Here is a 12,039-nt window from a genome sequence, read left to right on the forward strand (position 1 = left end):
GGATGGGTTTCCCCGGATGCGACGCTCAAGCGGAAAGATCAGAACTTGTCCAGGTCCTGGTGACGCGCCTTGATCTCGCGCACCGTGCGCGAGGACGAGCGCAGCACGATGGTATGCGTGGTGATGAAGGTGCGGCCGAACTTCACCCCGTCGAGCAGATTGCCGTCGGTGACGCCGGTCGCCGCGAACAGCACGTCGCCGCGCGCCATGTCCTGGGCGCGGTAGACCCGCTTCGGGTCGGAAATGCCCATCTTCTCGGCTCGCGCCACCTTTTCCGGCGTGTCGAGGATCAGCCGGCCCTGCATCTGCCCGCCGGTGCAGCGCAGCGCTGCCGCCGCCAGCACGCCTTCCGGCGCGCCGCCGGTGCCGAGATAGATGTCAATGCCGGTCTCGTCCGGATCGGTGGTGTGGATGACGCCGGCGACATCGCCGTCGCCGATCAGCCGGATCGCGGCGCCCGTGGCGCGCACGGCGTCGATCAGCTTGGCGTGACGCGGCCGATCGAGGATGCAGGCTGTGATGTCGGAAACCGCCACGCCCTTGGCCTTGGCCAGATTGGCGAGGTTTTCCGCCGGCGAGGCGTCGATGTCGATCAGGTCTTCCGGATAGCCGGGACCGATGGCGATCTTGTCCATATAGACGTCGGGCGCAAACAGCAGGCTGCCCTTTTCCGCGATCGCGATGACGGCAAGCGCGTTGGGAAGGTTTTTGGCGCAGATCGTCGTGCCCTCGAGCGGATCGAGCGCGATGTCGACGGCCGGACCTTTGCCGGTGCCGACCTCCTCGCCGATATAGAGCATCGGCGCCTCGTCGCGCTCGCCCTCGCCGATCACCACCGTGCCCTTGATGGCCAGCCGGTTGAGCTCCTGGCGCATGGCGTCGACCGCCACCTGGTCGGCGGCCTTCTCGTCACCGCGCCCGCGCAGCCTGGCGGCCGCGACGGCGGCCCGTTCGGTCACGCGCACGACTTCCATCGTAAGGATCCGGTCGAGACCAGCGGCAATGTTCTGGGCGATATTCATGGATTACGCATTCCTCGTTGTCTGTTTGCGTCGAGCGATCCCAGAACGGTTGAGCGCCGGAATTGCTCCGCCTCCCGCCAGAGGCGGGCTTCTTCTGGCAAAGCTCCATGACAACGGCAAGACTTGGCTCGCCATTTTTCGAAATGACAGCAAAATCAATCGATTGAAGACGGAATCGGACCTGGTTTATTCCGCCCGTTCGATGCGGATCACCTGCGGCTTGTCGGTCAGGTGACCGTCCTTGGTGATGCCTTCGACGGCCTTGCGCACCGCAGCTTCCGTCGTCTCATGCGTGACGAGGATCACCGTCTTCTGCGCCTGGCTTTCCGCGCTGGCCGCCTGCTGGACGATCGACTCCAGCGAGATGTCGTTGTCGGCCATGCGCTTGGCGATGGCAGCGAAGACGCCGGTGCGGTCATGCACGGTCAGCCGGATGAAATAGCCGCCGGCATGGCTGCGCATCCGCGCCTTCTTGTAGGGTTTCAGCTCCTTCGCCGGCCAGCCGAACACCGGCGCGTGCTGGAACCCGGGCCGGCTCTTGGCGATATCGGCGATATCGCCGATCACCGCCGACGCCGTGGCGTTGCCGCCGGCGCCGGGGCCGGAAAGCAGAAGCTCGCCCAGGATATCGGTCTCGATCGCCACCGCGTTGGTGACGCCATGCACCTGGGCGATGACCGACGCCGTCGGCACCATGGTCGGGTGCACGCGCTGCTCGATGCCGCTGTCGGTGCGCTGGGCGACGCCGAGCAGCTTGATGCGGTAGCCGAGATCGGCCGCCGCGCGGATGTCGGCCTGGGTGATGTTGGAGATGCCTTCCATATAGATGTCGCCGGCGGCGATCCTGGTGCCGAAGGCAAGGCTGGTCAGGATCGACAATTTGTGCGCCGTATCGTGGCCTTCGATATCGAAGGTCGGGTCGGCCTCGGCGTAGCCCAGCCGCTGCGCGTCCTTCAGGCAGGCGTCGAAGGAAATGCCCTCGGCCTCCATGCGCGTCAGGATGTAGTTGCAGGTGCCGTTGAGGATGCCGAAGACACGGGTTACCGCGTTGCCGGCCATCGCCTCGCGCATCGTCTTGATGACCGGGATGCCGCCGGCGACCGCCGCCTCGTAGTTGAGCAGCACGCCCTTCTTCTCGGCGATCTCGGCAAGCGCCACGCCATGCTTGGCAAGCAGCGCCTTGTTGGCGGTCACGACATGGCGGCCCGCCTCGAGCGCCGCCTTCACCGAGGTTCGCGCCGGGCCTTCATCGCCGCCGATCAGCTCGACAAAGACATCGATATCGGCCTTCTCGGCCAGCTTGACCGGGTCGTCGAACCATTTCGCCGCGCTCAGATCGACGCCGCGGTCGCGCTTCGGATCACGCGCCGAAACAGCCGTCACGACGATGTCGCGGCCGCACTGCCGGGTGAGCTCGGTCGCCTTGTCGCGCAGCACGCGCGCCACGGAGGCGCCAACCGTGCCGAGGCCGGCAATTCCAACACGCAACGCTTCAGCCATGTCCGGCGACGCCCCTCAATTCAACAAATGTCCGGCAAATTCAGCGGCGCGCGGCGAGCGGCACCACATTGTTGGGCTGCTTGGCGGTGGTCGCGAGGAATTTCTTGATGTTGCGCGCCGCCTGGCGGATCCGGTGCTCGTTCTCGACCAGGGCCACGCGCACATAGTCGTCGCCATGTTCGCCAAAGCCGATGCCCGGCGCCACCGCGACATCCGCATGCTCGATGAGCAGCTTGGAGAATTCGAGCGAGCCGAGATGGCGAAACTGCTCGGGGATGGGCGCCCAGGCGAACATCGAGGCGGCGGGCGCGGGAATGGTCCAGCCGGCGCGGCTGAAGGAATCGACCATCACGTCGCGCCGCTTATGGTAGACCTCGCGCACTTCCTCGATGTCGGCGCCGTCGCCGTTCAGCGCATGCGCCGCCGCCACCTGGATCGGCGTGAAGGCGCCATAGTCCAGGTAGGACTTCACCCGCGTCAGCGCGGAGATCAACCGCTCGTTGCCGACGGCGAAGCCCATGCGCCATCCAGGCATGGAGAAGGTCTTCGACATCGAGGTGAACTCGACACAGACGTCCATCGCGCCCGGCACCTGCAGCACCGAAGGCGGCGGATTGCCGTCGAAATAGATCTCAGAATAGGCAAGATCCGACAGGATGATGATGTCGTTCTTCTTCGCGAAGGCGACCACATCCTTGTAGAAGTCGAGCGAGGCGACCAGCGCCGTCGGGTTCGACGGATAATTGAGGATCAGCGCCAACGGCTTCGGGATCGAGTGGCGGATGCCGCGTTCCACCGCCGGGATGAAGCCGTCATCGGGCTCGACCTGCAGCGAGCGGATGACGCCGCCCGACATGATGAAGCCGAAGGCATGGATCGGATAGGTGGGATTGGGGCACAGGACCACATCGCCGGGCGCGGTGATCGCCTGCGCCATGTTGGCGAAGCCTTCCTTTGAGCCGAGCGTCGCCACAACTTGCGTGTCTGGATTGAGCTTCACGCCGAAGCGGCGCTGGTAATAGTTGGCCTGGGCGCGGCGCAGCCCTGGAATGCCGCGCGAGGACGAATAGCGATGCGTACGCGGATCGCGCACCACTTCGCATAATTTGTCGACGATGGCCTTCGGCGTCGGCAGGTCCGGATTGCCCATGCCAAGGTCGATGATGTCGGCGCCGCGCGAACGGGCGCTGGCCTTCAGCCGATTGACCTGCTCGAACACGTAAGGCGGAAGCCGGCGGACCTTGTGAAATTCTTCCATTTCAGTTCCAGACGATCGAAGGGGCGCTTTCGGCGCGCGATATAAACCTAATTGCAGTTAGGGTCGAGGGTCGGGTCGCATTTGCCCTCGATCTGCTTCAGCGTGTCGTCGCCATGCGTCTTGGCAAGCGTCTTGAGCGCCGCGGAATTCGTCGGCGCCTTGACGCTGCCGCCCTTGGCAGCCTGCGCCTGCTGCTCGGCCTTGAGCTGGGCGAGGTTCGCCGCGGTCTCCTCCTTGGTGAACTGCTTGGCGGCCACCTGCGGCGGGATGTTGAGATTTGGATAGGAGCCGGTGTCCTTTGGGCCTTCGGTCAGGGCCGTCGGCGCCGCATTGTTCGGGCTGGTGCTTGTGCAGCCGCCGGCGGGCAGCAGCACGCCGAGCAGCCCCGCCACGGCGGCCGTGCGGCAAATCGAACCCGGCCTGAGAAAAAAAGTCCCGCCAACATTAATCGTCATATTGTTTTCCTGGCAGCCGGGTTACAGCGAATTGGACCCGGTCAGATGTCCCATGGTAATATGTCAAGAAAACGCTCCGGGAGGAACCCCGCGAACCATGTCCAAAGCTCCCGATTCGGACAAAGCGGAAAATGGCGGACCTTCGGCCATCGAGCAATATCTGGTGAAGGATCCCGAGCGTTTCGCCCTGAACATGGCCCGCATGATCGAGCAGGCCGGCAAGGCGGCGTCCGCTTGGACCGAACCGCGCGAGAAGGGCGAGGTGCGCGATCATGTCGCCGAACCGGTGGTCGACATGGTCAAGACCTTCTCAAAACTCTCGGAGTACTGGCTGGGCGATCCGCAACGCGCGCTCGAAGCCCAGACGCGGCTCTTCGCCGGCTATATGACGGTCTGGGCGAACGCCATCCAGAAGGTCAATCCCAACGCCGAGGCGCCGCAGGACGCGGTTCAGCCTGAGCGCGGCGACAAGCGCTTCCAGGATCCGGAATGGGGCCGCAACGCCTTCTTCGATTTCCTCAAGCAGGCCTATCTCGTCACCTCGCGCTGGGCGAACGAGCTCGTGGAGCACGCCGAGGGCCTGGACGAGYACACCCGCCACAAGGCGAGCTTCTACGTCAAGCAGGTGTCGAACGCGATCGCGCCGTCGAACTTCATCCTGACCAATCCAGAGCTGTTCCGCGAAACGGTCGCCTCGAATGGCGAAAACCTGGTGCGCGGCATGAAGATGCTGGCCGAGGACATCGCCGCCGGCCGCGGCGACCTGAAGCTGCGCCAGGCCGACTACACGCCCTTCGAAATCGGCAAGAACATCGCCACCACGCCCGGCAAGGTCATCGGCCGCAGCGATGTCGCCGAGATCATACAATATGATCCGGTGACGGAGACGGTGCTGAAGCGGCCGCTGCTGATCTGCCCGCCATGGATCAACAAATTCTACATCCTCGACCTCAACCCGCAAAAGTCCTTCATCCGCTGGGCGATCGAGCAGGGTCACACGGTCTTCGTCATCTCCTGGATCAATCCGGACGAGCGCCACGGCGCCAAGGGCTGGGAGGCCTATATCCGCGAAGGCCTGCAATTCGGCCTCGACATGGTGGAGAAGGCGACCGGCGAAAAGGAGGTCAACGCCATCGGCTATTGCGTCGGCGGCACGCTCCTGGCTGCCGCGCTGGCGCTGCTGGCGCAGGAAGGCGACCACCGCATCAAATCTGCCACCTTCTTCACGACGCAGGTCGACTTCACCTATGCCGGCGACCTCAAGGTCTTCGTCGACGAGGACCAGGTCGCCGCCGTGGAGCGCTCGATGAGCGAAAAGGGCTATCTCGAAGGCACCAAGATGGCGACCGCCTTCAACATGCTGCGCTCGGGCGATCTGATCTGGCCCTATGTCGTCAACAATTACATGCGCGGCAAGGAGCCTCTGCCCTTCGACCTGCTCTACTGGAATTCCGACTCCACGCGCATGGCGGCGGCCAACCACTCGTTCTACCTGCGCAACTGCTATCTCGAAAACAATCTCTCGCGCGGCACGATGGAGCTTGCCGGCCGCACCGTCTCGCTGGCCGACATCACCATCCCCGTCTACAACCTAGCCACGAAGGAAGACCACATCGCGCCGGCGCTTTCGGTGTTCCTGGGATCGCGGTTCTTCGGCGGCGACGTCGAATATGTGATGGCGGGTTCGGGTCATATCGCCGGCGTCGTCAACCCGCCCGCCGCCAAGAAGTACCAGTACTGGACCGGCGGCAAGCCGGTGGGCGACTTCAACGCGTGGCTTGCCGCCGCCCACGAGCATCAAGGCTCCTGGTGGACGCACTGGCAGCACTGGATCGAGAACCAGGACAACATCCGCGTACCCGCCCGCAAACCCGGCAAGCGTATGAAAACCTTGGGGGATGCGCCGGGCACCTACGTCAAGGTGCGTGTGTAACGGACTGTAATGTCTGGTGAGTTGACGGGCCGCCAAAACAGGGCGAAATGGTGGCGTCAATCGTTTCACGGCCTCAAATCACCTTCCGACGCAGAATAATTCCGAGGCTTGCAGATTCGACACATGTCCCGTTTCCGGTTGGGAACAGGAGGGTTATCGCGGCGCGATGCTGGAGTGGCGCGGCGATGACGAACCGACCGGATACCGAGGGGGAATTTATTTTGAAATCAGCAGGTTGGCGTCTTGCACGAAGGGAAGGTCGCAGCATCGCGGCAGCGCTTTTCTCCGTGCTGCTGGCCTCCTGCACCTCGACCGGCGACCCGACCATGTCGGTCGTTTCGCCCGCCTACAATTCAACCGCGACCGAAATGAGCGCGACATCCGGCGCCAAGACCGCGACCGCGGCCGATTCGTCGCTGCAGGCTTCGGCGCCGGCCGAAGCCGGGTCGACCGTGATGAGCGAGGGCGATACGCCCTTGCCCGAGAAGGTCGCCTATGTGCCGGAGACACGGCCGCAAGCCGCCGCCTTCCCGGCGGTTTCCGTGCCGGCGGGCTCCGCCGCGATTGCCGGCCGCACGCCGCAACCGCTGGTTCAGCAGGCGCAAACGGCGGAGCAGACGCAAACCGTTGCCCAGCAGGTCGCCGCCGGCGATGCCGCCGCCATTGCCTCAAAGGCCCAGGCGACCACGCAGGCCATGAGCAACGGTGTCTATGTCACCGCGGGCGAGCCGGCGCAGCCGCAGATCGCCGCGCCGAAGAAGAGCCTGTTTGCCTCGCTGTTCAGCACCACGCCGGCTTCGGCCGCGCCCGCGCCGCTGGTCAACAATGCGCGCTCCGGCGACCAGACCGCGGCCCAAGCCAAGACCGCGACCGCCGCGCCGGCTCCCGCCAAGCCGATCGTTGAGCTGGCCTCCGCGACGCCGGCCGCAAAACCGGTGCAGCTCGCCTCGCTGGACGACCCGAGCTATCACATCACCGGTGCCGATGCCCTTCCGGGCGTACGCCAGACCGCGCTGTTCGAGATCAAGCGCAAGTCCGGTATCGACGACGAGAGCGACGTCGACCTTAACGAGGATGAAGGCGGCGGTTCCTACCAGGTGGCCTCGGCCGCCGGCATGGCGAGACTCGCGCCCAACGGTCTCCTGAAGCAGAACGAAAGCGTCGACGTCGCCTGCCTCAAGCCCTCGCTGGTGCGGGTGCTGAAGACGATCGAGGGTCATTTCGGCCGCAAGATGGTCGTTACCTCCGGCTACCGCGATCCCTCGCGCAACCGCCGCGCCAACGGCGCCAAGAACTCGCTGCACATGTACTGCGCCGCCGCCGACATCCAGGTGCCCGGCGTGTCGAAGTGGGAGCTGGCGAACTACGTCCGCACGATGCCGGGCCGCGGCGGCGTCGGCACCTACTGCCACACCGAATCCGTCCATGTCGACGTCGGCCCCGAGCGCGACTGGAACTGGCGCTGCCGTCGCCGCAGCGGCGGTGGCGAGGACGGCTGATACGTTCGGCTTGGCCCGGTGCGCATAGCCGGGTTGAGAGCCGATCCAAGCCAACGCTGACATTCGTCTGAACAAGCCATAGTGGACATTGGCCGAGGCCCTCCGAACTTCGTCATCCACGGGCGGAGCGGGAGCGAAGCGGACGCGCAGACCGGAGGATCCATTCCGTGACCTTGGCGAAAGAATGCAGCCGAGCAGAATTTTCACCGCTGCAACGCTTCTGGGTAACGGAATGGATTCTATGGTCTGCGCGCGTCGCTTCGCTCCTTGCTCCGCCATAGAATGACGACCGCGAGAAGCGTTACAGCCAATCTCCAAGGCTGCAACGCGGAGTAGGTCCACTAAGCAGGCTCTGCCTCGCTGAAAAGCCGGATTTTCCCGCCCTTGAAAAAAGTTGTCGCATGTGGCGGCGGATGGGTTGCCGGCTGGCAACAACGCAATTATAAGCCGCTTCGTCTGAGCGCGCCCATCGTCTAGCGGTTAGGACACCGCCCTTTCACGGCGGTAACAGGGGTTCGATTCCCCTTGGGCGTACCAGACCTGTCTCCCCTGAACACCTGCAATCCGGCACCTCGCGCTCCCCGGGCCGAAACGCGTCGTTAACGGCGTTGTCGGGTGACGCATGTTGGCGGCAATCGGACGGTGTAGAGTTCTGCCTCGCCATGGAGGCGCGGATGAACCTGCTTCGGACAGCTCTCTTATGCGCGGTGATGACCGGCCTGGGCGGGCTGCAGCCAGTCCTCGCCGAGGATCAGCCTGCCCAGTCGAAAGGCGACGCGTCGCAACAGCTGCCGCCCGTTCACTGCGAGGGACAGAATTGCCTGCCGCCGAGGAACGACCCCGCTTTGGAGTGCAAGGGGCAGGATTGCACACCGGCCCCGGCGACCGACCAGCCGACCGGCCCGGAGATCAAGAAGGTCAAGTGAGAGGCGGCGCGCTCTGTGCCGAACGGCATGCCGTTGATCGAGCCAGCGCGAGTTGACGATCAGAAAAGGCAGCGGCCACCCAGCAGAGAGAAACGGCGACCCCCGATCAATCCGGAACCATCGGCGCCGGCTCTTCGCACCGATAGACCATGCACTGCCCGTCACGGGTCGGGACATAGTCGACCATCGGGACATAGGGAGCATCGCACTCATTGCCGAACTGGCGGACATAGCGCTCATACGTGTTCGCCCCCGTGGTCAGCACCACCGCGTGCCGGCTCTGAATCAGCGCCTGGGTCTCAGCGCAGGTCATTGTGCGTGTGTCGGGCCGCGCATCGGCGAAATTTGTGGCGGCAACGATCATCGCTGCCGCGCAAAACGCAATCTTGCGCATGGGCATTGTGGCATCCTCGCAAACATCCTGTCGCCAAATTCGCATCTGGCGACGCCACTCCGCAACGGTGGCGCGGTCACGATGCAGCGAGCGAAGCCTTGAAAAGCAGCTGAAGCCCGCGCCAAAGGCCTGGAATTGCCCGAGGACGAACAATGTCCGACGTCAGGCTGTTGCAAACACCACCGTCTGCATCAGCCCTCCTCCCGGCCTGTTCTCCAGCGTGATCGTCCCGCCGTAGCGTTCGATGATCTCCTTGGCGATCGCAAGCCCCAGCCCCGCGCCCGGAATGAATTGCGTGCGCGCCGGATCGACCCGGAAGAACGGCTCGAAGGCCTTGTTCAGGAGGTCCGGCGGAATGCCCGAGCCGCGGTCGGCGATGGTGAGGACCGCCTGGCCGCCCCGCCTCGCAAGCGCGACGGTGCAGCTCTTGCCATGCGTGGCGGCGTTGACGATCAGGTTGCGCAGCGCCCGGCGCAAGCCAAGCGCGCCGGCTTTGACCGACACATGATCGAGATGGTCGATCGTCACCGCATGGCCGAGCGAGACCATCTCGACCTCGATATCGCGGACCAGCCGGTCCAGTTCCACCGGCTCGACCGCGTCCTGATTGACCTCCTCGCGCACCAGGCGGATGGCGCTGTCGGCGATGCGGTCGAGCTCGTCGAGGTCGCTCAGCCATTTCTCGCGATCCTCCTCGAGGAACTCGGCCCGGAGCCGCATCCTGGTCATCGGGGTCCTCAGATCGTGGCCGGCGGCGGCAACCAGCCGCATGCGGCTTTCCATCGCCGTCCTCAATCTTGCGGACAGCTCGTTGAGCGCATGGGCGGTTGCCCTCACCTCGGCCGAGCCTTTTTCCGGCAAGGTCGCCAGCACCCCGTCCGATCCGATCTTGCTGACGGCGGCTTCGAGCATTTCCAGCGGCCGCACCAGCACGCCGGTGAAGTAGATCGACACCGGGGTGGCCCCTAGCACGATCAGCACCATCCAGCCTGCGAGCCCGTGCCAGACATCGCGCGGCGGACCGAAATCGGGCACGTCGACGATCATCCAGCGATGGTCGGGCAGCTCGACGGAAGCGACCATTCCCGGCCTGCCGGCATTGCGGCTGACCACGGCCGAAAGATCCAGCCCGTTGTGGTGCAGGATCTCATTCAGCACCTTTGTGTGCTTGCGGTCCTCGAAGCCGTCGGCCGGGCGATCCTTCACGATGACGGGCGCATCGCTTGTCTTCGGCGCGCGGCCGGGAACCAATTGCACCATATACTGGATCTGGTGGGCGAGCGGCCCCATGATCAGTTCCGGCGACGGCCCGCCGAGCACCTTCACCGCGACGAAGGTGGCGAGCCCGACCACGCCCAGGATCGACACGACCAGAAGGATGATCAGCCGCCGGCGCAGCGAGGTCATGCCCCGGTCTCCGCCGTCTCGACGCGCGCGGTCAGTTGATAGCCGCCATTGCGCACGGTCTTGAACAGGTTTTCCTCGCCCGCTTCGGCGAACTTCCGCCGCAGTCGGCTCATCAGCACGTCGACGGACCGGTCGAGCGGCTCGCGCTCGCGCCCCTGCGTCAGGTCGAGCAGCTGGTCGCGCGACAAGAGCCGGCCCGGCCGGTCGAGAAAGACCTGCAGCAGGTCGAACTCGGCGCCGGTAAGGTCGATCAGGGCGCCGTCGGCATCCATCACCTTGCGTGTATCCGGCTCAAGCCTGTAGCCGGCGAAATGATAGACGCGAACCTTGGGCGGGGCGGCTTCGTCCGGCGCCGAACGCCTGAGCACCGCCCGGATGCGAGCCGAGAGCTCGCGCGGACTGAAAGGCTTGCCAAGATAGTCGTCGGCGCCGAGCTCCAGCCCGATGATGCGGTCGACATCCTCCTTCAGCGCCGTCAGCAGGATGACGGGGATGTGCGGCTTGCGGTCCCGCAGGCTCCGGCAGATGTCGAGACCGGAGCCGTCGGGCAGCATGACGTCGAGCACGATGAGATCGAACTGGCCTGAACCGAGCTTCTGCTCGCATTCGCGCCGGTCCGCCGCCACCGACACGCGAAATCCCTGCCCGTCGAGATAGCGCCCGAGCAGCGTCCTGATCTCGCGGTCGTCGTCGACGACAAGGATGTGGGATTGTGCCTGCATTCTTAGCCCGCTTGCCTGTTTGTTTGTGATTATAGGGAGCGACGCCGCCAAGCGGCATGGAAAATTGCAACGGAACGTTTCCGCAAAGCCGCTGGAAACATTCGGAAACAAATCTCCTTTTTCCGGAAACCTTCGGCAACGCGCCGAAGCAATGGGGCAAAAGACGCTTCCTATCCTCCCCGGCATCCGAAGCATGCAGGAAAGGATCATGTCATGCGAAGCAGACTTCTGGCGCTTGGCCTCTTCTCGGTCGCGGCCATCCACCCCGTGCTCGCCGCGCAGCCGGAGCCTGGCGCAGTTCCCGGGGACGAACCGCCGGCAATCGGCCGGCAGGATGACGCGGGTCCCGACTCCGGCCCCGGCCCGATGCCGTGGCACGGCCAGCGTTGGGCAATGCGGCACGGCCCCGAGGACTTCGGTCCGCGCCGCATGGGTCCGCCGCCGGAATTCCTTGCCGCCCGGCTTGCGGCGCTCGAAACCCGGATCGGCATCCGTTCCGAACAGCTCGACGCCTGGCGCGACTACACCAGCGCGCTGCAAGCGGTGCTGGCGCCGCCGCCGCGGCCCGATTTCGGCCCACCCGGCCGGGGGCCCGACGATGCTGTCGGCGGCAAGCCGGATCAGGCAAAGCGCGATCCGTTCGCCTTCCAGGAAAAGCTGGCCGACGAGGTGACCAAGCGCGCCGCCTCGGCCGCCAAGCTCAAGGACGCCATCACGGTGCTGCGGGCCAAGCTGACGCCCGAACAGCTCGAAATACTCGCTTCGGCGGATCGGCCGCACGGCCCGCCCCCCGGTCCATGGGGTGATCCGCCGGACGCAGCCGGCCCCGGAGGTCTGCCTGATCACGGCGGACAGCTCCCTCCACCCCTCCCCCGGAGTGGCGAGCAACTCTAACCGGCTGCACCGGCCGGCCCTCTGACCCA

General features: G+C 65.1%; 11 protein-coding genes and 1 tRNA gene. 5 read left to right on the forward strand and 7 right to left on the reverse strand.

Going from position 1 to position 12,039, the window contains the following annotated elements:
* Window positions 1-38: 38 nt before the first annotated feature.
* From glpX to LCM4577_RS10925, 4 genes are all read right to left on the reverse strand, one after another.
* Window positions 39-1,022 carry a class II fructose-bisphosphatase gene (glpX, locus tag LCM4577_RS10910; protein WP_040981577.1) on the reverse strand — a complete coding sequence of 328 codons (984 nt, stop codon included), beginning with the start codon at window positions 1,020-1,022 and terminating at the stop codon, window positions 39-41.
* Between the two features lie 186 nt (window positions 1,023-1,208).
* Window positions 1,209-2,522, reverse strand: coding sequence for a homoserine dehydrogenase (locus tag LCM4577_RS10915; RefSeq protein ID WP_071071125.1), 1,314 nt, complete (start codon window positions 2,520-2,522; stop codon window positions 1,209-1,211).
* A gap of 40 nt (window positions 2,523-2,562) precedes the next feature.
* Window positions 2,563-3,780 (reverse strand): LL-diaminopimelate aminotransferase, encoded by a 1,218-nt coding sequence (locus LCM4577_RS10920; protein ID WP_040981580.1) that lies wholly within the window; start codon window positions 3,778-3,780, stop codon window positions 2,563-2,565.
* A gap of 47 nt (window positions 3,781-3,827) precedes the next feature.
* Window positions 3,828-4,235: a hypothetical protein gene (locus tag LCM4577_RS10925; protein WP_040981582.1), complete on the reverse strand. Its 408-nt coding sequence runs from the start codon at window positions 4,233-4,235 to the stop codon at window positions 3,828-3,830.
* 97 nt (window positions 4,236-4,332) lie between these two features.
* On the opposite strand from LCM4577_RS10925, the gene phaC reads away from it, so the two are divergent.
* The 4 genes from phaC to LCM4577_RS10945 all read left to right on the forward strand — a co-directional run bounded on the left by phaC (window position 4,333) and on the right by LCM4577_RS10945 (window position 8,593).
* Window positions 4,333-6,168 (forward strand): class I poly(R)-hydroxyalkanoic acid synthase, encoded by a 1,836-nt coding sequence (gene phaC / locus LCM4577_RS10930; protein WP_071071126.1) that lies wholly within the window; start codon window positions 4,333-4,335, stop codon window positions 6,166-6,168.
* A 326-nt stretch (window positions 6,169-6,494) separates the two neighbouring features.
* A complete protein-coding gene (locus LCM4577_RS10935) occupies window positions 6,495-7,667 on the forward strand; it encodes a YcbK family protein (protein WP_071071233.1) in 1,173 nt (390 codons plus the stop codon).
* 462 nt (window positions 7,668-8,129) lie between these two features.
* A tRNA-Glu gene (locus LCM4577_RS10940) sits at window positions 8,130-8,204 on the forward strand.
* A 137-nt stretch (window positions 8,205-8,341) separates the two neighbouring features.
* Entirely contained in the window at window positions 8,342-8,593 is a 252-nt protein-coding gene (locus LCM4577_RS10945) for a hypothetical protein (protein WP_131803453.1), read from the forward strand.
* Between the two features lie 106 nt (window positions 8,594-8,699).
* Here LCM4577_RS10945 and LCM4577_RS10950 read toward each other — a convergent pair whose 3' ends face one another.
* The 3 genes from LCM4577_RS10950 to LCM4577_RS10960 all read right to left on the reverse strand — a co-directional run bounded on the left by LCM4577_RS10950 (window position 8,700) and on the right by LCM4577_RS10960 (window position 11,116).
* A complete protein-coding gene (locus tag LCM4577_RS10950) occupies window positions 8,700-8,993 on the reverse strand; it encodes a hypothetical protein (protein WP_041008120.1) in 294 nt (97 codons plus the stop codon).
* Between the two features lie 156 nt (window positions 8,994-9,149).
* Window positions 9,150-10,394: an ATP-binding protein gene (locus LCM4577_RS10955; RefSeq protein WP_071071129.1), complete on the reverse strand. Its 1,245-nt coding sequence runs from the start codon at window positions 10,392-10,394 to the stop codon at window positions 9,150-9,152.
* On the reverse strand, window positions 10,391-11,116 hold the full coding sequence (locus tag LCM4577_RS10960; protein WP_071071130.1) for a response regulator: 726 nt from the start codon (window positions 11,114-11,116) through the stop codon (window positions 10,391-10,393). Before LCM4577_RS10960 ends, LCM4577_RS10955 begins: the two co-directional genes overlap by 4 nt.
* A gap of 213 nt (window positions 11,117-11,329) precedes the next feature.
* Between LCM4577_RS10960 and LCM4577_RS10965 the strand changes: the two genes are divergently transcribed.
* Window positions 11,330-12,010, forward strand: coding sequence for a hypothetical protein (locus LCM4577_RS10965; protein ID WP_071032012.1), 681 nt, complete (start codon window positions 11,330-11,332; stop codon window positions 12,008-12,010).
* The last annotated feature ends 29 nt before the right edge of the window (window positions 12,011-12,039 follow it).

Origin of the sequence: Mesorhizobium sp. LCM 4577 (assembly GCF_001854795.2) — a bacterium.
GTDB lineage: Bacteria > Pseudomonadota > Alphaproteobacteria > Rhizobiales > Rhizobiaceae > Mesorhizobium > Mesorhizobium plurifarium.

Bases quoted from the DNA above. Each gene is read 5' to 3' on its own strand.
- glpX (WP_040981577.1), bottom strand. From the start codon at position 1,022: ATGAATATCGCCCAGAACATTGCCGCTGGTCTCGACCGGATCCTTACG.
- LCM4577_RS10915 (WP_071071125.1), bottom strand. From the start codon at position 2,522: ATGGCTGAAGCGTTGCGTGTTGGAATTGCCGGCCTCGGCACGGTTGGC.
- LCM4577_RS10920 (WP_040981580.1), bottom strand. From the start codon at position 3,780: ATGGAAGAATTTCACAAGGTCCGCCGGCTTCCGCCTTACGTGTTCGAG.
- LCM4577_RS10925 (WP_040981582.1), bottom strand. From the start codon at position 4,235: ATGACGATTAATGTTGGCGGGACTTTTTTTCTCAGGCCGGGTTCGATT.
- LCM4577_RS10935 (WP_071071233.1), top strand. From the start codon at position 6,495: ATGTCGGTCGTTTCGCCCGCCTACAATTCAACCGCGACCGAAATGAGC.
- LCM4577_RS10945 (WP_131803453.1), top strand. From the start codon at position 8,342: ATGAACCTGCTTCGGACAGCTCTCTTATGCGCGGTGATGACCGGCCTG.
- LCM4577_RS10950 (WP_041008120.1), bottom strand. From the start codon at position 8,993: ATGCCCATGCGCAAGATTGCGTTTTGCGCGGCAGCGATGATCGTTGCC.
- LCM4577_RS10955 (WP_071071129.1), bottom strand. From the start codon at position 10,394: ATGACCTCGCTGCGCCGGCGGCTGATCATCCTTCTGGTCGTGTCGATC.
- LCM4577_RS10960 (WP_071071130.1), bottom strand. From the start codon at position 11,116: ATGCAGGCACAATCCCACATCCTTGTCGTCGACGACGACCGCGAGATC.
- LCM4577_RS10965 (WP_071032012.1), top strand. From the start codon at position 11,330: ATGCGAAGCAGACTTCTGGCGCTTGGCCTCTTCTCGGTCGCGGCCATC.